Genomic DNA, 22,031 nt, shown 5'->3' on the forward strand with positions numbered 1-22,031 from the left:
GGACGGGGCGTTCAGCGATCCGGACAGAGCGCGCTCGCGTATCGGACGAGGTCCACATGGAACCGTCCGTAGAGCAGGAGTTCATACCGCATACCGCCAGCCTGGCGATCTCCCGTGGACCCAGTCAAGCGGGATCGGGCAGATGTCAGGCGCGTCACGCGGTGTGCGGGCGTGTGCACCGGCGCCTCCGGCACCCCCGGCCCCGACCCGCTCCCACCCCCGGCCGCACCGCGCGTCATACGGCCGCGCCCAGGGCGGCGATCACGTCCACCTTGCGCGGCATCCCGGCCGCCCGACGCACGATACGTCCGGCGGCGTCGAGTACGAGCACGGTCGGGGTCTTCTCGACCCCCAGGGCCCGCACCAGGTCGAGCCGCTCTTCGGCGTCGATCTCGATGTGCGCGACTCCCTCGACCATCTCCGCCACCTCGGCGAGGATCCGCCGCGTGGCCCGACACGGCTGGCAGAAGGCGCTGGAGAACTGCACCAGGGTGGCCCGGCGCCCCGGTCGCGCACCCAGTTCCGCGGCGCCCAGGCGCGCGGGCACCGCCCCGCCCGCGCCGTTGCGCCCCTCTTCCCTGCCGAGCACCCGCACTCCCGTCACACCACCGTCTTCGTCCACGCACATGATCGTCGTACGCTCGTACGTGGATGGGGACACCCGGCGGCCCCGCGGAATTCCCGGCGTGACGAGAATCTCCCCGGGCGCGGACGCCTGGACTGGCCAGCGGCCCTCGTTTGGGGCACCATCCCCAAGGGTCGCGTACCTACGCTTCCGTAACTTCCGGCCGGGAGCACCTCCCCAGACAGAAAGCGGGTCTCCCCATGGCTGAGCTCGTCTACCCTCCGGTGATCGGCGCCGCGCACGGGCTGTTCCGCGCGCTCGACATCCGCATCGACATGAAGGGCACCGAGAACATCCCCCGCAAGGGCGGTGCGGTCCTGGTGTCGAACCACATCGGCTACCTCGACTTCATCTTCGCCGGCCTGACGGCGCGGCCGCAGAAGCGCCTGGTGCGCTTCATGGCGAAGGAGTCGGTGTTCCGCCACAAGGTGTCCGGTCCGCTGATGCGCGCGATGAAGCACATCCCGGTGGACCGCAAACAGGGCGAGACGGCGTACCAGCACGCCCTGGAGTCGCTGCGCTCCGGTGAGATCATCGGGGTCTTCCCCGAGGCGACGATCTCCCAGTCCTTCACCCTGAAGAGCTTCAAGTCGGGTGCGGCCCGCATGGCGCAGGAGGCCGGCGTCCCGCTGATCCCGGTGGCGCTGTGGGGCACGCAGCGGCTGTGGACCAAGGGACGTCCGAAGAACCTCAAGCGCAGCCACATCCCGGTGACGCTGCGGGTGGGCGAGCCGATCGAGGCTCCCACCGACCAGTACGCCGGGGCGATCACGCGGCGGCTGCGCGAGCGCGTCCAGGAACTGCTGGACGCCGCCCAGCGCGCCTACCCGGAGAAGCCCCGGAGCCCCGAGGACTCCTGGTGGCTGCCGGCCCACCTCGGCGGTACGGCGCCGACCGCCGCGCAGGTGCGCGAAGCCGGCTGAGGGCCCCTCCCGCGCCCGGGCGGCCCCGTCCGAGGGCCCTGGAGCCGCGGGCTCGGCGCCGCGGGGGACGGGCGCACCCCCGGGCTCTCCCGGGGGCCGTCCGCGGAGGCGCCTCAGAGCGCCGTCGGCAGCTTCCGCCACAGTTCCTGCCGGTCCGCGGAATCCTGGAGGGCCGCCAGTACGGCCGGGTGCGGGGCCGCGTACAGCCCGGGGTAGTCGACCTCGCCCAGTTCCGGGCGGACGGGGAAGGCCAGGCGCTCCTCGGCGAGGTCGAAGCGGGCGTCGACCCCGGGCCTGTTGCCGCGCGGATCGAGGCGGCTCCAGCGGCCGCTGCCGGGCAGACGCAGCGCGATCAGCCCGTGGACGAGGGGGTTGGAGCCGTCGTCGTCGGCGAGGCGCTGGTAGCACAGCCCGGCCGGAACCCCCTGGGCGCGCAGCAGGGCGACCAGGGCGTGGGACTTGGCGTGGCAGATGCCGTTGCGCGTACCCAGCACGTCGGAGGCCCGCCAGGCGACCCGAGGGTCCCCGGAGTCGGCGGAGTGCGCGATGGTGTCGCGGACGAACTCGAAGGCGGCCTCCGCGTACGCGTAGGCGTCCCCGGTGGCCGACCAGAGGGCTTTGGCGTTGTCCCGCACGCGGGGATGCCGGTGGTCCACGGCTTCATCCGAAGCCAGGTAGGCGAGGACGTCGGGATCCTGCTGCATCAGCTGCATGGCCCGGAGCATAGGTATGCCACCCACCATCCATCAATGGATTTACAGTGAGTGGCATACCTATGCAGCATGTACGTGTTCCGCGGTCCCTGCCTAGCGGGCGAGCTCCTCCTTGAGGGCCTGGAGGAAGCCGTCCACGTCCTCCTCCTGGGTGTCGAAGCCGCACATCCAGCGGACGTCACCCGCAGCCTCGTCCCAGAAGTAGAAGCGGTATCGCTTCTGCAGGCGCCGCGACACCTCGTGCGGCAGCCGCGCGAACACCGCGTTCGCCTGCACCGGGTAGAGGATCTCCACGCCGTCGGTCTCGCGGACGCCGGCGGCCAGTCGCTGCGCCATCTCGTTGGCGTGGCGGGCGTTGCGCAGCCACAGGTCCTTGGCGAGCAGCGCCTCCAGCTGCACCGAAACGAAGCGCATCTTCGACGCGAGCTGCATCGACATCTTGCGGACGTGCTTCATCTGCCGGGCCGCGTCCGGGTTGAGCACGACGATGGCCTCGCCGAACATCATGCCGTTCTTGGTGCCGCCGTAGGACAGCACGTCGACGCCGACGGTGTTCGTGAAGGTGCGCATCGGCATGTCGAGCGAGGCCGCGGCGTTGGCTATCCGGGCGCCGTCGAGGTGCACCTTCATGCCGAGGCCGTGGGCGTGGTCGCAGATGGCCCTGATCTCGTCCGGGGTGTAGACCGTGCCGAGCTCGGTGTTCTGGGTGATCGAGACCACCTGCGGCATCGCGCGGTGCTCGTCCTCGAAGCCCCAGGCCTCCTCGTCGATCAGCTCGGGCGTGAGCTTGCCGTCCGGGGTGGGCACGGCGAGCAGCTTGAGCCCGGCCATCCGCTCCGGCGCGCCGCCCTCGTCCACGTTGATGTGGGCGCTCTTGGCGCAGATCACCGCACCCCAGCGGTCCGTCATCGCCTGGAGGGCGGTGACGTTCGCGCCGGTGCCGTTGAAGACCGGGAAGGCCTCCGCGTACGGGCCGAAGTGGCTGCGGACGATCTTCTGCAGGTGTTCGGTGTACTCGTCCTCGCCGTAGGAGACCTGGTGACCTCCGTTGGCGAGCGCGAGGGCCTCCAGGATCTCCGGATGGACTCCCGCGTAGTTGTCGCTGGCGAAGCCGCGCACTGCCGGATCGTGGTGCCGGCGGGCATCGGTCTTCACGGTTGCGGAGTGAGCCACAGACGCTGTCCGTTCACATCGATGGCGGGCCGCTCCCACACGCCGGCGATGGCCTCGGCCAGCTCCTTCACGTCGGTGAAGCCCGCGAACTTCGCATTGGGACGCTCGGCGCGCATCGCGTCGTGCACCAGTGCCTTGATGACCAGGATCGCAGCTGCCGCGCCGGGCCCCTCGTCACCCCCCGCCTTGCGGAACGAGTCCGCCATGGCGAGGGTCCACGCCTCGGCGGCCGCCTTGCCCGCGTTGTACGCGGCGTTGTTGGCGACCGGCTTGTGCGCGCCGGACTGGCTCACCAGGACGTAGCGCCCGCGGTCGCTGCGCAGCAGTCCGTCGTGGAAGGCGAGCGAGGTGTGCTGGACGGTGCGGATGAGGAGCTTCTCCAGGAAGGCCCAGTCGGCGAGGTCGACGTCGGTGAAGGTCTTGCTGCCGCGCCAGCCGCCGACGAGGTGGACCAGTCCGTCGACCCGCCCGAACTCCTTCTCGGTCTGCTCGGCCCACGCCTTGGTGGCGTCCAGGTCGAGCAGGTCGACGGTGTCACCGGTGATGGTGGCGCCGCCATGGGCGTAGCGTGCCGCGTCGACGGCTTCCGCGAGCCGTGCCGGATCGGCGTCGGAGGCGACGACCACCGCGCCGGCCTCGGCGAGGCGGAGCAGGGCCGCGCGGCCGGCGGGCCCGCCGGCTCCAGCCACCGCCACCACCGCTCCGTGCAGCTTTCCGTTGCCGTTGTGGGAGCCGTTCATCGGTACAGCCTCCTGTGGGCGAGTGCTCACGCGGCGACCCGCTCGCCGTGCTCGGCGTTCAGAGCGGTGATGCCCTTGGTCGAGGCGATGGTGCCCTTGAGCTTCTTGGCGAGCGCCTCAAAGAACATGCTGAGCGGAAACTCGTCCGGAAGCACGTCGTCGACGAGCTTGCGCGGCGGCTGCGTCAGGTCGAGCGCGTCGGCGCCCTTGGCCCACTTGGAGCCCGGGTGCGGGGCGAGGTAGGTGGAGACGAGCTCGTAGGCCTTGAACCAGTGGACCAGCTTCGGGCGGTCGATGCCGGCCCGGTAGAGGTCCTCGATCTCGGCGCAGAGCTGGTTGGTGACCTGCGGGGCGCGCATCCAGTCGATCTTCAGCTTGTTGTCCGTCCAGCGCACGACGTCGTGCTTGTGGAGGTAGGCGAAGAGCAGCTGGCCGCCGAGACCGTCGTAGTTGCGGTTGCGGTCGCCGGAAACCGGGAAGCGGAACATCCGGTCGAAGAGGACGGCGTACTGCACGTCACGGCCGTGCTCGTTGCCCTCGGACTCCAGCTTCACGGCCTCCTTGAAGGCGGTGAGGTCGCAGCGCAGCTCCTCCAGGCCGTACATCCAGAACGGCTGGCGCTGCTTGATCATGAAGGGGTCGAACGGCAGGTCGCCGTGGCTGTGGGTGCGGTCGTGGACCATGTCCCACAGGACGAACGCCTTCTCGCAGCGTTCCTGGTCGTCGACCATGCGCGCGATGTCCTCGGGCAGGTCGATGCCCAGGATGTCGACGGCGGCCGCGGTCACCTTGCGGTAGCGGGCGGCCTCGCGGTCACAGAAGATGCCGCCCCAGGTAAAGCGCTCGGGCGCCTCGCGCACGGCGATGGTCTCCGGGAACAGCACGGCGGAGTGCGTGTCGTAGCCCGGGGTGAAGTCCTCGAAGGTGATACCGAGGAAGAGCGGGTTGTCGTAGCGGGTGCGCTCCAGCTCGGAGAGCCACTCAGGCCACACCATCTTCAGCACGACGGCCTCGAGGTTGCGGTCCGGGTTGCCGTTCTGCGTGTACATCGGGAAGACGACGAGGTGCTGCAGGCCGTCGGCGCGCTCGGCGGCCGGGTGGAAGGCCATCAGGGAGTCGAGGAAGTCCGGTACGCCGAAGTCGTCCGCGGCCCACTTGCGCAGGTCGGCGACGAGCGCCTGGTGGTACGCGGTGGCGTGCGGGAGCAGCGGGGAAAGCGCCTCGACGGCGCCGATCACGCGCTCGACCGCTGCCTTGACGGTGGCGCGGGCGTGCTCGCCCTCCGCCTCGAAGTCGATGGAACCGTCGGCGGCCTGCCAGGGACGGATCTCCTCCACGGCGGCCTTGAGCTCGAGCCACGCAGGGTGGTCGACCACCCGCGCTCCAGCGGATATCACGGCACCGCCGACGCCCGGCACAAGAGTTTCCGTCATGTCACTTCCTCCACAGGAGAACCTCACGTCCGCACAGCGTATGCGTGCGAGGCTCTCCCACTCAAGAGGAGATTCGGGAAAATATCCTGCATCACCCCCCGATTCACCGAAAGTCTTCCCGTCAGTCAGGGTGGAACTGATAGCTCCGCCCAGTCGCGCCAAGGCTTCACATGCCTGTGGCAGTACCGCGGCCAGCCCCGGGAAGCCGTGAAACATGCCGGGATGGACGTCCAGAACCGACCGGATTCCGCTGCGCGCCAGCCAGCGGTGGTACACCCGCCCGTCGTCCCGCAGCGGATCGCACCCGGCGACCACCCGGTGCGCGGGCGGCAGCACGGCGGGGGCGGCGCGCGCTGGGGAGGCCAGCGGGCCGCGGCCGCCGAGGCCGGTCCCCCGCGGTGGCCGCCCCGGGCTCCGGAAGGGCGGACGCAGACCCCCGGTGCTCAAGCACGGGCTGCTGCTGCGAATCCGGCTCGGCCACCCGGCCGAACCGGCCCCGCTGCGGTCGACGGTCGGTGAGCCGGCGCACACCCGGGGTGAACCGGGCGCAGCGCGCGAGGCGACGGACCAGGCCGCCGGCATACCGGAAGGGACCCTCCCCGCCCTCGCGCTGCGCTGGAGCGAACGGCAGCATCTCGCCGAACTGGAGCCTGGCGAAGCCCTGTTGGCCGACCTCGGGGGATCCTCCACGCGGCACGGTGCGGCGGCACGTCAAGCCCGCGGGGACGCGCCCACGCCCGGGTGACGCGGCACGGCCGCGAAAGCCCTCGCGGGGGCGCACAACCCTGGCGGGAAGCGGTCGGTGGCGCTCCCGCGGGCCCGTGCAGGCGTGGTCCGCATCCACGAGCGGCGCACTAGCATGCGACCTCATCGCGCGCGGCCGGCAGGGACACCGCGACCGCGCGGGGAGCCGCCGTCGACGGAAGCGAGAGAACCTTGACTTTCCTCACCATCGGTCACCGCGGGGTCATGGGTGTCGAACCGGAGAACACCCTGCGGTCGTACATCCGAGCGGAACGTGCCGGCATGGACGCCATCGCGCTGGACCTCAGGCTGAGCAAGGACGGCGTCCTCGTCGCCGTGCACGACCCCGAGGTGGACCGGACCACCGACGGATCGGGGACCGTCGCCGACCTGACCCTGGCCGAGCTGCGCGGTCTGGACGCCGGCCAGGGTGAGCGCATCCCGGTGTTCGAGGAGGTGCTGGACGCGGTACGGCCGCCGCTGCACGTGTCCGTCCAGGACCGGGCCGCGGCCATCGCGCTCGCGGACCTGCTCCTGCGCCGCGACCTGGTCTCCCGGGTGGAGATCGGCTCCGCGCACGAGGCAGTGCTCACCGAGGCCGCCCGGCGGGTGCCGGGGGTGCGCACCACCCTGTTCGTCCCGTCCCCGGTCGAGGGCGCCGAGGCCGCCGTGGGCCGGGCGGTGGCCGCGGGCGCGGCGGCGATCGCCCTGGACATCCGCGTGATCGCCCTGGAGGCGGTGGAGGCGGCGCACGCAGCGGGCCTGCGGATGACGGGCCTCGCGGTCAACACCCTCGACCAACTGCGGCTGGCACGGGCGCTCGGACTCGACGGCGTGGCCACGGACTTCCCGGAGATCCGCAGCACGGGCCGCTTCACCGCCTGAGCGGAGACCCTGGCGGGCGGTTCACGGCTGGAGCGGCTTGACCAGCAGTTCGAAGGCGAGGTCGTCGCGGAGCGGGATGCCGAAGCGCTCGTCGCCGTACGGGAAGGGGCTCAGCTCGCCGGTGCGCCGGTAGCCACGGCGCACGTAGTAGGCGATGAGCTCCTCCCGTACGTTCACCACCGTCATCCGCATCTCCCCGGCGCCCCACGTCTCGCGGGCACGGCGCTCCGCCTCGGCGAGGATCTCCTTGCCGAGGCCGGCACCCTGGAGCCCCGGACGGACAGCGAACATGCCGAAGTACGCGTGGTCGCCCCGGTGTTCGATGTGGCAGCAGGCAACGAGCTCGCCCGCTCGCTCGACGACGAGCAGGACCCCGTCCCGGCTCTCGATAACGGCGCGGACCCCGTCCGGATCGGTGCGCTGTCCGTCCAGGTAGTCCGCCTCGGTGGTCCAGCCGGCCCGGCTGGCGTCCCCGCGGTACGCGGACTCCACGAGCGCCACCAGTTCCGGAACGTCCGCCTCGACGGCGCTGCGGAAGCTGAGGGCTGCGGGCTGGGCGGTCGACATGGGCGCTCCGTTCGGTGCGGTGGCATATGACATGCCTGGGACGGCGGGGAGAGCCTATCCCCACCCGCGTGAGGGCCCCGTGAGAAGGGCATCCCTCTCCGTGACGCCGACGAACCGGGAGGTTCCGCCGTGCACGGATCCGCCTCGCCCCTGTCCGCCTCTGTTTCCGCCTGGCTGCTGGTGCTGCTGTGCGCGGTGAGCGGCGGGTACTGCCTGCGGCGGGCATGCGGGGGGCGCGGGGACGCAGCCGGTGAGGCGGTGATGGGAATCGGGATGGCGGTCATGGCGGTGCCGCTCGGGGCCGCCGGTGCGTGGCGTCCGCCCGTGCTGGGTGCGGTCTTCTGCGCCGCGGCCGTGCACGCCCTGTGGCTGCTGCGGGGCGGGACGACCCACCACCTGCACCACCTGGTGGGGTCGCTGACGATGGTGTACATGGCCGCGGCGGCGGGCTCCGGGGGCACGCACGGGCACGGCCGGGGGGCGGGACCTCCGCTGCTGACCGGGCTGCTCCTGCTCTACTACGCCGGTTACGTGATGCTCGGCGGCACCCGGCTGGCCACGGGGGGCGGTACGGCTCCCGGGCCCCCGCACGGGGCCCCCACGGAGCTCGACCGGGCCTGCCGACTCGCCATGGGAATGGGGATGTTGGCGATGCTGCTGTCGATGTGACGACAGCCGGCAAACGTGTCCTGCGTCACCAATGCCGCCGTCCCGTACCCGCAGGTAGCCCCTCGCTTCTAGGCTGGTGGCCATGATGGTCCCCGCCGCCCTCCTCGTGCTCGGCGCCCTGACCGCGGTGCTCGCCCCCCGCCTGCTGGCCCGTGCCCAGTGGCCCGAGCGAGAACCGGTCGTGGCCCTGTGGGCGTGGCAGTGCGTCGTCGGTGCGGTACTGCTGTGCCTCGGGCTGTCCATGCTGCTGAGCTCCGCGGCGGCCTGGCAGGCGGTCCGGGGCCGGCTCTTCGCCGCCGCCCCGCACGGGGTGGTCGACGCGTACGCACTGGGCGCGTCCGGCGGCCCGTGGGCCGCCGTCACCGCCCTCGCGCTCGCGGGCGGCGGCCTGTGGACCGGGGCGATGCTGGCCGGGGAGGTGCTGCGGGCCCGGGCCCGTCGGCGCGCGCAGGGCAGCGAACTGATGCAGCGGGCCCCGCTGCTGCCCGGAGAGGACCCGGTGGGGGCTCGGCTCGTCGTACTGGAGGGTCCGCGGCCGGATGCCTGGTGGCTGCCGGGAGCGGCGCCGCAGTTGGTGGTCACGACGGCGGCGCTGGGCCGGCTCAAGGGAAGCCAGTTGGACGCCGTGATGGCGCACGAGCAGGGGCACGCGGCGGCCCGGCACGACTGGCTGCTGCACTGTTCGCGGGCGCTGGCCCGCGCCTTCCCCCAAGTGCCCGTCTTCGCGGCCTTCGAGGCGGAGATGCACCGGCTGGTGGAACTGGCCGCCGACGACATGGCCTCGCGGCGGTTCGGGCGGCTGACGGTCGCGCTGGCGCTCGTCGGACTCAATGAGGACCGCGGGGTGTTCGCGGCCTCCTCAGCGCCGGAGGCGCACGTCCCGCAGCGGGTGCGCAGACTGCTGTCGGCCGCGCCCCGGCTGTCGCCGGGCCGCCGGCTGCGACTGACCGCACTGGCCACGCTGGTCCCGGCCGTCCCCCTGCTGGTGGCCTTCGTACCGGGGCTGAGCGCGCTGGCGTAGGAGGTGCCCCGGCGCCGCGGGCCCGGCCCGACCGGCACGACATTCCAGGGGTGTCCGGCCCCGCCGGGCCGTCGCCGGTGCAAGGATCCCTTCATGTGGAACGATCTGTTGCGTCGGGTGGGCATCGGCTGCGCGCTGCTTGCGGCGGTGCTGACCGCCCTGGTGGTCACGGGCTGGCAGCCCCTGTCGGCCTGGGACGACCGGGTCGCGCGGGACCTGCACGCCCACGCCGTCGTCCACTCCGGGGTCAGGGAGTCCATGCGGGTGCTGTCCGACCTGGTCTGGGACCCGTGGACCATGCGGGTGCTGGCTGCCGTGGCCGCTTTCCTCCTGTGGTGGCGCGGCGACCGGGAGCGGGCGCTGCGCGTGGCGCTTGCGACGGTGGGCGCTTTGGCGGTGTCACAGGGGCTGAAGGCCGCTGTGGGGCGGGAGCGCCCGGTGTGGTCGGACCCGGTGGACTCCGCGCACTCCGCGGCCTACCCGTCCGGGCACGCCCTGACGGCGACGGTGGTGTGCGGGATGCTGCTGTGGCTGGTCCCCCGCCCCGCCCCGACGTGGGCCCCGGCCGCCTGGGCCGTGGCGGCCCTTTCGGTCCTCGGCGTCGGCTTCACCCGGCTCTACCTCGGCGTCCACTGGTTCTCGGACGTCGTGGCGGGCTGGCTGCTGGGCACGGTCCTGGTGGTTCTGGCGACGTCGCTGCGCTTCGGTGGGCGTGAGCCGGTGGAGCGCTGAGCCGAGGAGCGCGCGGAGGACGGCGCTGAGGACGGGGCGTGCCTGCCCTGGATGATCCCCCGTGTCACCCAGAGCAGGCGACGCCGTGCGCTGAGTATATTGGCCGCGAGCCAGTCAACGCAGGAGTAAGCATGTCCCCGCGCAGCGCATCGGTCAATGAAGAATTGCGCAGACGTTCCCGGGAGCGGCTGCTGCAGTCCACGGTGGAGCTCGTCGCCGAGCGGGGCTACGAGGCCACCACACTCGGCGACATCGCCGACCGGGCGGGGGCGGCGCGCGGCCTGGTCTCGTACTACTTCCCGGGCAAGCGGCAGTTGCTCCAGTCGGCCGTGCACCGACTGATGCACCTGACCCTGTACGCCGCGCTGGAGCGCGAGCCCCGCAGCGAGGACGGGCGCGAGCGGCTCGCGCGCGCCATCGACGCGGTCCTGGGGCTCGCGCGGGACGAACCGCTGCTGATGCGGACGCACATGGCGGGCATCCTCACGGCCGAGGGTTTCGTGCAGTGCCCGGAGCAGCAGCGGCTGGCCGAACTGCTGCGGGACACCGTCGGTCGCTACGGCTCGGCGGACGTGGACACGGACTACCCGCTGCTGCGCGCCCTGCTGATGGGCGCGGTCGTGGCGGTGCTGCTGCCCGGTGCCCCGATGCCGGCCGTCCGGCTGCGGGCGGAACTGTTCCAGCGCTACGGGCTGGACTGGGAGCTCGGTGTTCCGCCGGACGGCGGGCCGCCCGGCGGAACGTCTCCTTCACACCCCTGACCTCACGCGGCTCAGTGGTAGTCGGGCTGGGTCTGTACGTTGAGCCGGTCCATGCGGACCCTCTTGGCGCTGTCGGTGCGCCGGTCGTCGAGCCGCAGCACGTCGAGGCCCTTGGTGATGTCGTTCGAGTAGATGTGCCCGTTGTAGTAGTACGCGGACCAGGAACCGCCGACGCCCAGCCGGTCCGTCGTCAGCGGGCCGCGCTCGAAGTAGGCGATCTCCCTGGGCCGGGTGGAGTCGGTGAACTCCCATACCGAGACGCCGCCCTGGTACCAGGCCTGCACCATGATGTCGCGGCCGCCGCCGACCGGGACCAGTGAGCCGTTGTGGGCCACGCAGTTCTCGGTGTCGGCCTGGTGTCGCGGGATCTTGAAGTAGCCGCGGAAGGTGAGTGTGCGCTGGTTCCCGCGGCCGGTGATGTCGTAGATGCCGTCGGCGCCCCGGTCGGGGCCGGTGGCCTCGTTGCAGGTGGCCCCGCCACCGCCGCCGAGTTCGTCGGTGAACACCACCTTGTCCGCTCGCTCGTTGAAGGTGGCCGAGTGCCAGAACGCGAAGTTCACGTTGTCCTGCACCCGGTCGATGACGCGTGGCTGCTCGGGCCGGCTGATGTCGAAGAGGATGCCGTCGCCCATGCAGGCGCCGGCGGCAAGGTTCTTCGACGGCAGCACGGTGATGTCGTGGCAGCCGGTGGTCTTGGAGACGCCCGGGTTGGTGGGCGCACCCGGGTTGCCGCCGTCGGGGAAGAGCACCGGGAAGGCCACGACCGCGGCCTTCGTCGGGCTCTTCTTGGGGACCTTGACCACCGAGATGCCGTCGTGCGGCGGCTGGCAGTCGGGGAAGGCCTCGCTCGGGGAGTAGGAGGAGACGTAGAGGTAGATGTCCTTGCGGCCCGGTACCAGGGTGTGGGTGTGGGAGCCGCAGGCCGTCTCGACGGACTTGATGTACTTGGGGTTCTTCTTGTCCTTGATGTCGAAGATCTTGATGCCCTCCCACGAGGACTTCTCCGTCGCGGGCTGCGAGACGCTGTTGCAGGAGTCGTCGCTGCGGGAGGAGTCGGTGGAGAGGAAGAGCAGGTCGCCGTCGACGGAGATGTCGTTCTGCCCGCCGGGGCACAACACCTCGGTGACCTTCTTCGGAGCCTTGGGATCGGCGATGTCGTAGATCGTGAAGCCGTTGTAGTTGCCCGCGTAGGCGTACCGGCCCTGGAACGCCAGGTCCGAGTTGATCGCCGTCGGGTCGGTGGAGGGGACGTTGGCCAGGGGTTTGATGTTGGCGCTGTGCACGATCTCGTCCTGGCCCGGGATGTCGCCCGGGGCGGGTTGCCCGCCCTCGGCGGTGCCCGCGCTCTGGTGGTTGCCGTGGCCGGGCGTCAGGTCGCCCGGGTCGGGGGTGGCTGCGGCCGGTCCGGCCGCGAGGAGGGTCGTGAGGAGTCCGGCCGCCGCGACGGCCACCCCCACTCCCCTGTTGCGCGCTCTCCTGGTGTGCAGCGAGGTCACTGTGCCTCCCATGGGAGCCCGATCGGTTCCGTCCGCAGGGGAACGAAACCAGGACCCCGGCAGTATCTTCCCTTCATGGACATGGCAAAAGACCTCCGGGGCCGCAGGGCCTCGACCGCGGTTGCCTTCCGGCTCGCCGCGGCGACGGCGACCGCCGGCCTCCTGCTGACCCTCACCGCCTGCCAAGACGGCGGGGCGGACCGGGCCGACGACGGTCCGGCCCGGATCGTCGCGCCGGGCAGACCCGGCGAAACGTCACGCACGCTCACTCCCGAACAGGCCGCCAGGGCGAAACCCGACGACAGCCCGAACGCCGCCGACCGCTCCTATGTGGAGCGGATGATCGAGCACCACCGCCAGGCGCTGACGATGAGCGCGCTGGCACCCGAACGGGCGGCGGCGGACCCCGTGAAGCGCCTCGCCGAACGGATCGCGGCCGGCCAGAAGCCGGAGATCGGCGCCATGGAGAAGTGGTTGGCCCGCCATCCGGCGCCGGTGCCGGCGGGCACCGCCACGACCGCCCCCGGACACGCCCACGACCCCGTCCACGACCACGCCTCGATGCCGGGCATGGCGACCGAACAGCAGCTCAGGGAGCTGGCCGACGCCCGGGGAACCGACTTCGACCGGCTCTTCCTGAAGCTGATGACCACCCACCACGAAGGGGCCCTGACGATGGCGGGCGAGGCACTGGCCGGCGGGAACAACGTGGCCGTCGAGGAGATGGCCAACGAGGTGGTGGCCACCCAGAGCGCCGAGATCCACCGGATGCGCACGATGGGCTGACCGGCGGAAGGGACCGGTGTCATGCTGTAACCACCTGCGGGAGGAGTTCCGCCGTGCTTCGTGTCGCCGTCGTCGGATCGGGCCCCAGCGGGGTCTACGCGGCCCAGACGCTGGTCCAGCAGCGCGAGGTGCCCGGGGTACGGGTCGACGTACTGGACCGGCTGCCCGCCCCCTACGGGCTGGTGCGGTACGGGGTCGCACCCGACCACGAGAAGATCAAATCACTGCAGGGCAGCCTGCGCACCGTGCTGGAGGACGAGCGGATCCGCTTCCTCGGGAACGTGGAGGTCGGCGGGGAGACCCTGCCCGTACCGCGGCTGCTGGAGCTGTACCACGCGGTCGTGTACTGCGTGGGCGCCGCCCGGGACCGGCTGCTGGGGATCCCGGGCGAGGAGCTGACCGGGGTGCACTCCGCGACGGCCTTCGTGTCCTGGTACAGCGGGCACCCGGACGCCGCTGCCGAGGCCTTCGACCTGCCCGGGGTGGAGGCGGCGGTGGTGGTCGGGGCGGGCAACGTCGCAGTGGACGTGACCCGGATCCTGGCCCGCGGCACGGCGGAGCTGGCGCCCACGGACATGCCTCAGCCGGCACTCGCCGCGCTCGCGGACAGCGGGCTCGGCAGCGTGTCGATGGTGGCCCGGCGCGGGCCCTCGCAAGGGAAGTTCACCACCAAGGAGCTGCGGGAGCTGGGCACGCTGCCGGGCGTGGAGGCCCGGGCCGACCCCGCCGAGCTGGCGCTGGACCCGCTGTACGCCGATCCGGGCGCGGCCGCGGCACTGCCTGCGGTGGCGCGGCGCAACCTGGAGGTGCTGCGCGGGTGGGCCGGCGGAGCCGCCGGCTCCGGACCGCGCCGGATCGCACTGCGGTTCTACCTGCGCCCGGTGGAAATCCTGGGCGGGCCCGACGGGCGGGTCCGCGCGATGCGCTTCGAGCGGACCGCGCCGGACGGCCGCGGCGGGGTGACCGGTACGGGCGTCCACGAGGACCTCGACACACAGCTGGTGCTGCGCTCCGTCGGGTACCGGGGCGTGCCCCTGGCCGGGCTGCCCTTCGACCCGGCGAAGGGCACCGTCCCGCATGCCGCGGGCCGGGTGCTGCGCGCGGGCCGGGCCTCCCTCGGCGAGTACGTGGCGGGCTGGATCAAACGCGGCCCGACCGGCGTGATCGGCACGAACCGGCCGTGTGCCAAGGAGACCGCCTCCTCGCTGCTCCAGGACGCCGGGGCACTGGCCCGGCGCGAGCTGCCCGGCGACCCGCTGGACGCCCTGCGGGCGGCCGGCCTGCACCCGGTCCGGTGGCCGGGCTGGCTGGCCATCGAGTCGGCCGAGGCGGACCTCGGACACTCCCTGGGACGGCGCTCCGTCAAGATCCCGGACTGGGCGGGCCTGCTGGACGCGGCCGGGCGAACCTAAGGAGGGGCGCCCTGTCAGGTCGGGGCACGCGGAAGGCGGTCGCGGCAGCCGTCCCTCGACCGACGCCACGACAGCGGTCCGCGCGGACGGCCGGAGCGGGTCAGGACGGGCGCCGGGCCGCCTCGGCCGCTGCCGCCGTCAGGACGCTGTCGAGCAGACCCGGGAACAGTGCCTCCAGGTCGTCGCGGCGCAGGGCGTTGAGCTTGGTGGTGCCGCGGTAGGCCTGGCGCACGACACCGCTCTCCCGCAGGACACGGAAGTGGTGCGTGGTCGTGGACTTGGTGACGGGCAGCTCGAAGTGCGAGCAGGCCAGGTCCTCCACCGAGCCGGCCAGGTCCAGGACGATGGAGAGCCGCACCGGGTCGGAGAGGGCGTGCAGCACGCCTTCCAGGCGGATCTCGGCCGCCTCCGGGTGGGCCAGGGTGCGGGAGGTGTCCCGATCCGTCATGTCCCTGCTCCGCTCACTCGGCTTGGTCCGGATCCCCATGGTACGAGAGGCATCGAAGGAGGCGTGGCGGTCGCGGGAATCGGCGGGAACGGGTGGGTGCGGCCACGGCGCGGTGGGCGCGGCCGCACCGCCGTCACCAGGACCGGTGGTACTGCTCGGGCGTGCGGACGGGCGCGCCCAGCCGGGCGGCCGCGCGGCGGGCCCAGAACGGGTCGCGCAGCAGTTCGCGGCCCAGCAGCACCGCGTCGGCCTCGCCGTTGGCCAGGATCTTCTCGGCCTGCTCGGGCTCGGTGATCAGGCCGACCGCGGCCACCGGGAGCTCCGTCTCGGCCTTCACCCGGGCGGCGAAGGGCACCTGATATCCGGGGCCGACCGGGATCGTCACCCCCGGAGCGAGGCCGCCGGTGGAGACGTCGAGGAGGTCCACTCCGTGCTCCCGCAGGAGCCGGGCCAGGCGCACGGTCTCGTCGGCGGTCCAGCCCTCCTCCTCCAGCCAGTCGGTGGCGGAGATGCGGAAGAAGAGCGGGAGCTCCTCGGGCCACACCGCCCGCACGGCGTCGACGACCTCGAGGGCGAAGCGGGTCCGGTTCTCGAAGGATCCGCCGTAGGCGTCGGTACGCCTGTTGCTGTGCGGGGAGAGGAACTCCCCGATCAGGTACCCGTGGGCCCCGTGGATCTCGACGACCTCGTAACCCGCCGCGAGCGCCCGCTCGGCCGCGGCCGCGAACTGGCCGGTGATCTCGGCGATCTCATCGGTCGTCAGCTCGTGCGGTACCGCGTGGCCCTCGGCGAACGGCACGGCGCTGGGGGCGACCGGCTGCCAGCCGTGCGCGTCGGGGCCGACCGGTGCGCCGCCCTTCCAGGTGCGGTCGGTGGAGGCCTTTCGGCCCGCGTGGGCGATCTGGATGCCGGGCACGGCCCCCCGGGCCTTGAGGAAGCCGGTGCTCCGGCGCAGCGCCTCGACCTGGGTGTCGTTCCAGATGCCGAGGTCGTAGGGGGAGATCCGGCCTTCGGGGGAGACCGCGGTGGCTTCCTGGATGATCAGGCCGGTGCCGCCGGTCGCGCGGGCGGCGTAGTGGGCGAAGTGCCAGTCGTTGGCGACCCCCGCGTCCGGCCCGGAGGCCTCGGCGCTGTACTGGCACATCGCGGCCATCCACACGCGGTTCGGCACGGTGACCGAACGCAGGGTGTACGGCTCGAACAGGGCGGCGAAAGCAGCGGGTACGGCGGGGGCAGCACTCATCGGGGCTCTCCAGGGGTCACCGGGCGCGCCGGGGTCGGCGCCTAAGTACGAGAATCACCATACTACGAACCTCCTCGTACTACGAGACCTCTCGTACAAGTGTGTCGAGCTCCGCGCGCAGCGCCCCGGCCAGCGCCGCCAGGTCCGGAACGGCGGCTCCGTCGGCGACCAGGCCGTAGTGAACCGTCCCCTTGTAGGTGGAGACCGCGACGGCCAACGACTGGCCGCGCGCCAGCGGCGCGAGCGGGTAGACCTCGTGGACCCGGCTACCGCCGAGGGAAAAGGTCAGACCGGGCAGCGGGACGCTGGTGACGAGGATGTCGTAGAGCAGGCGGGCCGCCTGGGCGACGAGCGGGCCGCCGAGCCGGTGGCCGAGCGGGTGGACGTGGTCCGCGAGCAGGGCGACAGCCCCCGCACCCCGGGCGGGCCCGGCGTCCTTGTTGCGGTCCATGCCGGCCCGTACGCGGTCCAGCCTGCGCAGCGGATCGGGCTCGGCCAACGGCAGCCGGAGCAAGTACCCGGAAAGCCTGTTCCCGGCGCCCTCGGCGCCCCGGGGACCGCGGCGGCGGGACACCGGGATCAGGGCCCGCGGCCCCGCCCCCAGAGGCTCGGGGTCGCCGCGCTCGGCCAGCCAGCGCCGCAGAGCGCCCGCGACCAGGGTGATCAGCACGTCGTTGACGGTACCGCCGGCCCCCTTGCGGATCAGATTGACCTCGTCCAGATCGAGCGCGAGACCGGCGACGGCGCGGCTGCCCGCGCCGGCGGGACCGGTCGTGAGCGCGGCCGGAACGCCCAGCGGCAACCCGCCTCGGGCCACGGCGGCCCCGATCTCCAGGGCCTGTCCGACCCCCTGGACCCGCGCGGCCAGCGCCCCCGGCAGCCGCCCCAGGACGGACCCGGCCCGCTGTCCCGGGACCGGGCGCGCAGGGGACCGCGGCCCCGGCACGTCGTCGAACAGCGCGGCCGCGAGGGCGAGGGCGCCCAGACCGTCGGCGAGGGCGTGGTGGAACTTGAAGAGCACGGCGAAGGAGTCCGGATCCGGCCCGTCCAGCACGTGCGCCTCCCACGGCGGCAGCCCGCGGTCCAGCGGGCGGGCCATCAGCGGCCCGGCAGCCTCGTGCGGGAGGGTTCGGTCGGCGCGGACGAGGAAGACGTGCCGCGCCGGGTCGAAGTCCGGGTCCGGCGACCAGGCGGCGGCGCCGAGGGGCAGGAGCACGTCCCGGATCCTGCGGCGCAGGCCCGGCACCGCCGCGCAGCGCGCGGTAAGGAGTGCGGCGGCACGCTCGGCGGGGCGCCCGCCGCCGGAGCCGGGCGGTCCGGCGGCGCGGAAGACGGCGAGGGCGCCGAGGTGCATCGGGTGGTCGGCGGACTCCATCCGCCAGAAGGCGAGGTCGAGCGGAGACAGGTGCTCGGTGGCCACATACGTCCTCTCACGTGCGGCGGCGTTGGCTTGAAGTCAACCCCTTGAAGTCAACCCATTACGAACACCCCCATGCAAGGCGCAATCATTTCCGGCCGGTAAATGATCGGTATAGATCATCCGATGCGAGGCGTGCGGCGCCTGCCGGGCCTTCGCCGGCGGCCGGGTGCAGACTGGCCGGAAAGACGCTCTGTGAGGAACGAAGCGCGCGAGGACGAGGTCCGGAGGTGCCGGCCATGGCCGACGTACTGCTGCTCGTGGGAACCCGCAAGGGACTGTTCATCGGCCGCCGCCGGGGCGACGGGCCCTGGGAGTTCGGTGAGCCCCACTTCAACGCCCAGGCCGTCTACGCGGCCGCGGTGGACCGGCGCGGCCCGGCGCCCCGGCTGCTGGTCGGCGCGGACAGCACGCACTGGGGGCCGTCCGTCTTCACCTCCGACGACCTAGGAGCCACCTGGCGGGAACCGGCCAGGCCGGCCGTGAAGTTCCCCCAGGACACCGGAGCCTCGCTGGAGCGGGTCTGGCAGCTCCAGCCGGCCGGGCCCGAGGCGCCGGACGTGGTCTACGCCGGGACCGAGCCGGCCGCGCTGTTCCGCTCGACCGACCGCGGCGAGTCCTTCGAGCTGGTCCGCCCGCTGTGGGAGCACCCGACCCGCGGGAAGTGGGTGCCGGGCGGGGGTGGCGAGGGCCTGCACACGGTCCTCACCGACCCCCGCGACCCGGACGCGGTGACGGTGGCCGTCTCCACGGCCGGGGTGTTCCGGACCGTGGACGGCGGGGCGAGCTGGCAGCCGTCCAACGAGGGCGTCTCGGCGGTGTTCCTGCCCGACCCGAACCCCGAGTTCGGCCAGTGCGTCCACAAGATCGCCCGGGATGCCGGGGACACGGACCGGCTGTACCTGCAGAACCACTGGGGCGTCTACCGCAGCGACGATGCCGGGGGCCGCTGGAGCGACATCGGGGACGGGCTGCCCTCCGACTTCGGCTTCGCCGTCGCGGCCCACCCGCACCGGCCGGACACCGCCTACGTCTTCCCGCTCAACGCCGACTCCGACCGGGTGCCGGCCGAGCGCCGCTGCCGGGTCTTCCGCACCGGGGACGCGGGCGCCACATGGGAGCCGCTGACGCGCGGACTGCCCGACTCCGACCACTACGGCACGGTGCTCCGGGACGCACTCTGCACGGACGACGCGGACCCCGCGGGCATCTACTTCGGCAACCGCAACGGCGAGCTGTACGCCAGCCACGACGACGGCGACAGCTGGCAGTTGCTCGCCGAGCACCTGCCGGACGTGCTGTGCGTGCGGGCGGCGACGATCGGCCAGTAGAGTGATCCACCGTGGCAGCACGACCGTTGAACGAGATCGTCGAGCCGGGCTGGGCCCGCGCTCTGGAGCCGGTGGCGGCGCAGATCGCCGCGATGGGCGACTTCCTGCGAGCCGAGATCGCGGCGGGGAGGACGTACGTCCCCGCCGGGGCCCATGTGCTGCGCGCCTTCCAGCAGCCCTTCGACGAGGTCAAGGTCCTCATCGTGGGCCAGGACCCGTACCCCACCCCGGGGCACGCGGTGGGCCTGTCCTTCTCGGTGTCCCCCGAGGTGCGTCCCGTGCCGCCGAGCCTGGACAACATCTTCCTGGAGATGCACCGGGACATAGGGACCGGCCGGCCCGCGAACGGCGACCTCACCCCCTGGACCCGGCAGGGCGTGCTCCTGCTCAACCGCTCGCTCACGACAGCTCCCCGCCGCTCGAACGCACACCAGGGCAAGGGCTGGGAGGCCGTCACCGACCAGGCGATCCGCGCGCTGGCCGCCCGAGGGAAGCCGCTGGTCTCCATCCTGTGGGGCCGGGCCGCCCGCAACCTGCGGCCGCTGCTCGGCGACCTGCCCGTGGTGGAGTCCTCGCATCCCTCGCCCAAGTCGGCCGACTACGGGTTCTTCGGCTCCCGGCCGTTCAGCAGGACGAACGAGCTGCTGGTGGGCCAGGGTGCACAGCCTGTGGACTGGCGCTTGCCGTCCGTCAGTTGAGCGTATCTGCAATTCAACGGATAAATACGGACAGATGCGGCACGAAAAGGCCCTGCCCGAACACCTTGTTCCGATAAGCCAGTAGCATGCGGCGCCATGAGCTCCCCCACTGGCCCCGCAAATGGCCTGCCCGTACGAATGCCGCGACCCCGCCCGACCGGACGGCACCGCCGGCCCGAGCCCGCGGCTGCGCCCGAGGGCGCGCCCGCGCTGGTGCTCGCCGTGCCCGGTGCGCCCTCGGCCGCCTCGCGGGGGCTCGCGGAAGAGATCATCAGCATCGGCCGCTCCGAGTTGCCGGGCCTCGACGCCCGCATCGGCTTCCTCGAAGGTGACGACGCGACCGAGTTCCCGTCGCTGTCGGGCGTGCTGAGCGCCGTCGCGGCCGACCGGACCGCGCGTGCGGAGTTCGCCCGCGCCGCCGGCCACGAGGTGCCCGAACCGTCCGGCCCGGACGCCGTGGTCGTCCCGCTGCTGGCCGGTCCGGACAGCGACCTGCTGCGCCGGATGCGCCAGGCGCTGATGGACTCCTCCGCCGCCGCCGAGCTGGCCGATGTCCTCGGCCCGCACCCGCTGCTGGCCGAGGGGCTGCACGTGCGCCTCTCCGAGGCCGGTCTGGCCCGCGCCGACCGCGCCCGCCTCTTCACCGTGACCACCGCCGCCGACGGCATCGTCCTGGCGACCACCGGGGGCGAGGAGGCCGTGCAGGCCGCCGGGATCACGGGCATGCTGCTCGCGGCCCGCCTCGCCGTGCCCGTCCAGGCGGCAGCGCTGGACCAGGAGGGCTCGGTGGCCGCGGTCGCCGAGCAGCTGCGCCGCGAAGGCTCCACGCAGCTCGCGCTCGCCCCCTACCTGATCGGGCCGGAGGCGGCCGACGGCCTGCTGGACACCGCCTGCAAGGAGGCCGACTGCGCCACCGCCGAGGTGCTCGGCGCCTACCCGGCGCTCGGCAAGCTGGCCGTCGCGCAGTACACCGCGACGCTGGGGATCCCCCAGGGCTCGCCCGCGCACTGACCCGCCCGACACGCCACGGAGGCCCCCGCAGACCCGGTGCACCCGGACTGCGGGGGCCGTCGCACGTCCGGCCCGCGTGGCATCTCAGCCGAGGACCACGCAGGTGGCGGCGGGGACGGCGAGCGCGCCCGCCCTGTGCGGCCGCCCGGTCGACGGGTCCACGTCGAACCAGGTGACGTCTCCCGAGTGCTCGTTGGCCGCGTAGAGGCGGCTCCCGGTGGCGTCCGCGGCGAGGTCGCGCGGCCAGCTGCCACCGCAGGCGACGGTGCCCGTGAGCCGCGGCCTCCCGGGCCCGTCGGCGAGCGACAGGGTGGCCAGCGCGTCGGTACCGCGGACGGCCGCCCAGACGAACCTCCCGTCCGGCGAGGCCACGATCGCCGATGGGTACGCCCGTACGACCCCTGAGGCACCCTCGGAGGCCACCGGAACCTCACCGACCGGCTCCAGCAGCCCCAGCGCGGCGTTCCAGCGGCAGACGGTCACCTGCGGCTCCAGCTCGTGCAGGACGTAGACGAACGCGTCCTCCGGGTGGAAGACCAGGTGACGGGGGCCGGTACCGGCGCGCAGCGCCGTCTCGGCGTGCTGCCGCAGCCCGCCCGAGGCCGGGTCCGGCGCGCAGACCCGTACGGAATCGGTGCCGAGATCGACGCTCAGCACCCAGCGGCCGGTCGGGTCCGGCAGCACCTGGTGGGCGTGCGGACCCGCCTGCCGGGCGGCGTCGGGTCCGGAGCCCCGGTGTGCGAGGACGCGCGCCGGGCCGTGCGGGCGGCCCTCAGCGTCCAGGGGGAGGCTGCTGACGCTGCCCGAGGTGTAGTTCGCGGTGAACAGGCGACCTCCGGCCACGCTGACATGGGTGGGTCCGGAGCCGCCGACGGACACAGGTGCGCCGAGCGGGGCGAGGCCCCCGGCGGTGCGCCGGAACGCCGCCACCCCGCCCCGCTCGGTCTCGCTCACCGCGTAGAGGACGCCGGCGTCCCGCGCGAGGGCGAGGTACGACGGATCCTCGGCGGTGGCGACCGAGAGCGGGGTCAGCGCCCCGGTCTTCGGATCCACGGCCGCGATGGTGACACCGCGGCCGCCCCCCGAGGTGAAGGAGCCGATGTAGGCCCGGTGTTCGCCGCTTCGGTCCGTGCTGTCCGCGTCGCCCACAGGAAACCCCTCTCACCGCTTTCGGATCCGTCCCGAGCCGACGGTAACAGAAGG

24 protein-coding genes and 1 pseudogene are annotated in these 22,031 nt (G+C 72.9%); 12 read left to right on the top strand and 13 right to left on the bottom strand.

Features of this window, described 5'->3' with window-relative positions; all coding sequences use genetic code 11:
* Positions 1-11: 11 nt before the first annotated feature.
* The gene (locus R4Z63_RS02820) at positions 12-239 is read right to left on the bottom strand and encodes a putative leader peptide (RefSeq protein WP_384444939.1); all 228 of its coding nucleotides are present in this window, start codon (positions 237-239) and stop codon (positions 12-14) included.
* Positions 236-595 carry a TlpA family protein disulfide reductase gene (locus R4Z63_RS02825; protein WP_063890588.1) on the bottom strand — a complete coding sequence of 120 codons (360 nt, stop codon included), beginning with the start codon at positions 593-595 and terminating at the stop codon, positions 236-238. The genes R4Z63_RS02820 and R4Z63_RS02825 overlap by 4 nt, the downstream gene beginning before the upstream one ends.
* Before the next feature lie 230 nt (positions 596-825).
* Between R4Z63_RS02825 and R4Z63_RS02830 the strand changes: the two genes are divergently transcribed.
* Entirely contained in the window at positions 826-1,548 is a 723-nt protein-coding gene (locus R4Z63_RS02830) for a lysophospholipid acyltransferase family protein (RefSeq protein WP_037921761.1), read from the top strand.
* 113 nt (positions 1,549-1,661) lie between these two features.
* Here R4Z63_RS02830 and R4Z63_RS02835 read toward each other — a convergent pair whose 3' ends face one another.
* The 5 genes and pseudogenes from R4Z63_RS02835 to R4Z63_RS02855 all read right to left on the bottom strand — a co-directional run.
* Positions 1,662-2,261 carry a transglutaminase-like domain-containing protein gene (locus R4Z63_RS02835; protein WP_384444942.1) on the bottom strand — a complete coding sequence of 200 codons (600 nt, stop codon included), beginning with the start codon at positions 2,259-2,261 and terminating at the stop codon, positions 1,662-1,664.
* A gap of 93 nt (positions 2,262-2,354) precedes the next feature.
* A complete protein-coding gene (locus R4Z63_RS02840; RefSeq protein WP_172671329.1) occupies positions 2,355-3,416 on the bottom strand; it encodes a threonine aldolase family protein in 1,062 nt (353 codons plus the stop codon).
* Positions 3,413-4,174 carry an SDR family NAD(P)-dependent oxidoreductase gene (locus tag R4Z63_RS02845; RefSeq protein ID WP_037921756.1) on the bottom strand — a complete coding sequence of 254 codons (762 nt, stop codon included), beginning with the start codon at positions 4,172-4,174 and terminating at the stop codon, positions 3,413-3,415. The genes R4Z63_RS02840 and R4Z63_RS02845 overlap by 4 nt, the downstream gene beginning before the upstream one ends.
* A 26-nt stretch (positions 4,175-4,200) precedes the next feature.
* A complete protein-coding gene (locus tag R4Z63_RS02850) occupies positions 4,201-5,607 on the bottom strand; it encodes a DUF6421 family protein (RefSeq protein WP_384445020.1) in 1,407 nt (468 codons plus the stop codon).
* A 213-nt stretch (positions 5,608-5,820) separates the two neighbouring features.
* A pseudogene (locus R4Z63_RS02855) lies at positions 5,821-6,138 on the bottom strand (alpha/beta hydrolase fold domain-containing protein); the annotation flags it as partial.
* On the opposite strand from R4Z63_RS02855, the gene R4Z63_RS02860 reads away from it, so the two are divergent.
* Together R4Z63_RS02860 and R4Z63_RS02865 are read left to right on the top strand one after the other, a co-directional pair.
* Positions 6,047-6,352, top strand: coding sequence for a hypothetical protein (locus R4Z63_RS02860; protein ID WP_384445024.1), 306 nt, complete (start codon positions 6,047-6,049; stop codon positions 6,350-6,352). The pseudogene R4Z63_RS02855 and the gene R4Z63_RS02860 overlap by 92 nt on opposite strands.
* 191 nt (positions 6,353-6,543) lie before the next feature.
* Entirely contained in the window at positions 6,544-7,236 is a 693-nt protein-coding gene (locus R4Z63_RS02865; protein ID WP_037921753.1) for a glycerophosphodiester phosphodiesterase, read from the top strand.
* 21 nt (positions 7,237-7,257) lie between these two features.
* Here R4Z63_RS02865 and R4Z63_RS02870 read toward each other — a convergent pair whose 3' ends face one another.
* Positions 7,258-7,803: a GNAT family N-acetyltransferase gene (locus tag R4Z63_RS02870; protein ID WP_384444945.1), complete on the bottom strand. Its 546-nt coding sequence runs from the start codon at positions 7,801-7,803 to the stop codon at positions 7,258-7,260.
* A gap of 129 nt (positions 7,804-7,932) precedes the next feature.
* Here R4Z63_RS02870 and R4Z63_RS02875 point away from each other — a divergent pair, with 129 nt between their 5' ends.
* The 4 genes from R4Z63_RS02875 to R4Z63_RS02890 all read left to right on the top strand — a co-directional run bounded on the left by R4Z63_RS02875 (position 7,933) and on the right by R4Z63_RS02890 (position 10,986).
* Complete coding sequence (locus R4Z63_RS02875) at positions 7,933-8,472, top strand: DUF5134 domain-containing protein (protein WP_384444947.1); 540 nt, start codon at positions 7,933-7,935, stop codon at positions 8,470-8,472.
* 82 nt (positions 8,473-8,554) lie between these two features.
* The gene (locus tag R4Z63_RS02880; RefSeq protein WP_384444949.1) at positions 8,555-9,493 is read left to right on the top strand and encodes a M56 family metallopeptidase; all 939 of its coding nucleotides are present in this window, start codon (positions 8,555-8,557) and stop codon (positions 9,491-9,493) included.
* A 93-nt stretch (positions 9,494-9,586) separates the two neighbouring features.
* Entirely contained in the window at positions 9,587-10,225 is a 639-nt protein-coding gene (locus R4Z63_RS02885) for a phosphatase PAP2 family protein (RefSeq protein WP_384444951.1), read from the top strand.
* A gap of 131 nt (positions 10,226-10,356) precedes the next feature.
* Positions 10,357-10,986: a TetR/AcrR family transcriptional regulator gene (locus R4Z63_RS02890; protein ID WP_384444953.1), complete on the top strand. Its 630-nt coding sequence runs from the start codon at positions 10,357-10,359 to the stop codon at positions 10,984-10,986.
* Positions 10,987-10,997: 11 nt separating this feature from the next.
* On the opposite strand, the gene R4Z63_RS02895 is transcribed toward R4Z63_RS02890, so the two are convergent.
* Positions 10,998-12,494, bottom strand: a complete 1,497-nt coding sequence (locus R4Z63_RS02895) for an LVIVD repeat-containing protein (protein ID WP_384444955.1) — start codon at positions 12,492-12,494, stop codon at positions 10,998-11,000.
* Positions 12,495-12,557: 63 nt separating this feature from the next.
* Here R4Z63_RS02895 and R4Z63_RS02900 point away from each other — a divergent pair, with 63 nt between their 5' ends.
* Both R4Z63_RS02900 and R4Z63_RS02905 read left to right on the top strand, forming a co-directional pair.
* A complete protein-coding gene (locus R4Z63_RS02900; RefSeq protein ID WP_384444958.1) occupies positions 12,558-13,268 on the top strand; it encodes a DUF305 domain-containing protein in 711 nt (236 codons plus the stop codon).
* Between the two features lie 53 nt (positions 13,269-13,321).
* Positions 13,322-14,680, top strand: coding sequence for an FAD-dependent oxidoreductase (locus R4Z63_RS02905; RefSeq protein ID WP_384444960.1), 1,359 nt, complete (start codon positions 13,322-13,324; stop codon positions 14,678-14,680).
* 100 nt (positions 14,681-14,780) lie between these two features.
* Here R4Z63_RS02905 and R4Z63_RS02910 read toward each other — a convergent pair whose 3' ends face one another.
* The 3 genes from R4Z63_RS02910 to R4Z63_RS02920 form a co-directional block, all read right to left on the bottom strand.
* Complete coding sequence (locus R4Z63_RS02910) at positions 14,781-15,128, bottom strand: ArsR/SmtB family transcription factor (protein WP_384444962.1); 348 nt, start codon at positions 15,126-15,128, stop codon at positions 14,781-14,783.
* 133 nt (positions 15,129-15,261) lie between these two features.
* Positions 15,262-16,371, bottom strand: coding sequence for an NADH:flavin oxidoreductase/NADH oxidase (locus R4Z63_RS02915; protein WP_384444964.1), 1,110 nt, complete (start codon positions 16,369-16,371; stop codon positions 15,262-15,264).
* Between the two features lie 79 nt (positions 16,372-16,450).
* On the bottom strand, positions 16,451-17,791 hold the full coding sequence (locus R4Z63_RS02920; RefSeq protein WP_384444966.1) for a wax ester/triacylglycerol synthase family O-acyltransferase: 1,341 nt from the start codon (positions 17,789-17,791) through the stop codon (positions 16,451-16,453).
* Positions 17,792-18,027: 236 nt separating this feature from the next.
* Between R4Z63_RS02920 and R4Z63_RS02925 the strand changes: the two genes are divergently transcribed.
* The 3 genes from R4Z63_RS02925 to R4Z63_RS02935 all read left to right on the top strand — a co-directional run bounded on the left by R4Z63_RS02925 (position 18,028) and on the right by R4Z63_RS02935 (position 20,828).
* Entirely contained in the window at positions 18,028-19,119 is a 1,092-nt protein-coding gene (locus tag R4Z63_RS02925; protein WP_037921732.1) for a WD40/YVTN/BNR-like repeat-containing protein, read from the top strand.
* An 11-nt stretch (positions 19,120-19,130) separates the two neighbouring features.
* Entirely contained in the window at positions 19,131-19,817 is a 687-nt protein-coding gene (locus R4Z63_RS02930; protein WP_037921730.1) for a uracil-DNA glycosylase, read from the top strand.
* Between the two features lie 96 nt (positions 19,818-19,913).
* Positions 19,914-20,828: a sirohydrochlorin chelatase gene (locus R4Z63_RS02935; RefSeq protein WP_384444969.1), complete on the top strand. Its 915-nt coding sequence runs from the start codon at positions 19,914-19,916 to the stop codon at positions 20,826-20,828.
* Between the two features lie 84 nt (positions 20,829-20,912).
* On the opposite strand, the gene R4Z63_RS02940 is transcribed toward R4Z63_RS02935, so the two are convergent.
* Positions 20,913-21,977 carry a lactonase family protein gene (locus tag R4Z63_RS02940; protein WP_384444971.1) on the bottom strand — a complete coding sequence of 355 codons (1,065 nt, stop codon included), beginning with the start codon at positions 21,975-21,977 and terminating at the stop codon, positions 20,913-20,915.
* Positions 21,978-22,031: the final 54 nt, after the last annotated feature.

This window comes from Streptomyces sp. PL-29, assembly GCF_058344425.1.

Bases quoted from the DNA above. Each gene is read 5' to 3' on its own strand.
- R4Z63_RS02820 (WP_384444939.1), bottom strand. From the start codon at position 239: ATGACGCGCGGTGCGGCCGGGGGTGGGAGCGGGTCGGGGCCGGGGGTG.
- R4Z63_RS02830 (WP_037921761.1), top strand. From the start codon at position 826: ATGGCTGAGCTCGTCTACCCTCCGGTGATCGGCGCCGCGCACGGGCTG.
- R4Z63_RS02835 (WP_384444942.1), bottom strand. From the start codon at position 2,261: ATGCAGCTGATGCAGCAGGATCCCGACGTCCTCGCCTACCTGGCTTCG.
- R4Z63_RS02845 (WP_037921756.1), bottom strand. From the start codon at position 4,174: ATGAACGGCTCCCACAACGGCAACGGAAAGCTGCACGGAGCGGTGGTG.
- R4Z63_RS02850 (WP_384445020.1), bottom strand. From the start codon at position 5,607: ATGACGGAAACTCTTGTGCCGGGCGTCGGCGGTGCCGTGATATCCGCT.
- R4Z63_RS02870 (WP_384444945.1), bottom strand. From the start codon at position 7,803: ATGTCGACCGCCCAGCCCGCAGCCCTCAGCTTCCGCAGCGCCGTCGAG.
- R4Z63_RS02880 (WP_384444949.1), top strand. From the start codon at position 8,555: ATGATGGTCCCCGCCGCCCTCCTCGTGCTCGGCGCCCTGACCGCGGTG.
- R4Z63_RS02885 (WP_384444951.1), top strand. From the start codon at position 9,587: ATGTGGAACGATCTGTTGCGTCGGGTGGGCATCGGCTGCGCGCTGCTT.
- R4Z63_RS02890 (WP_384444953.1), top strand. From the start codon at position 10,357: ATGTCCCCGCGCAGCGCATCGGTCAATGAAGAATTGCGCAGACGTTCC.
- R4Z63_RS02895 (WP_384444955.1), bottom strand. From the start codon at position 12,494: ATGGGAGGCACAGTGACCTCGCTGCACACCAGGAGAGCGCGCAACAGG.
- R4Z63_RS02900 (WP_384444958.1), top strand. From the start codon at position 12,558: ATGGACATGGCAAAAGACCTCCGGGGCCGCAGGGCCTCGACCGCGGTT.
- R4Z63_RS02910 (WP_384444962.1), bottom strand. From the start codon at position 15,128: ATGACGGATCGGGACACCTCCCGCACCCTGGCCCACCCGGAGGCGGCC.
- R4Z63_RS02915 (WP_384444964.1), bottom strand. From the start codon at position 16,371: ATGAGTGCTGCCCCCGCCGTACCCGCTGCTTTCGCCGCCCTGTTCGAG.
- R4Z63_RS02925 (WP_037921732.1), top strand. From the start codon at position 18,028: ATGGCCGACGTACTGCTGCTCGTGGGAACCCGCAAGGGACTGTTCATC.
- R4Z63_RS02935 (WP_384444969.1), top strand. From the start codon at position 19,914: ATGAGCTCCCCCACTGGCCCCGCAAATGGCCTGCCCGTACGAATGCCG.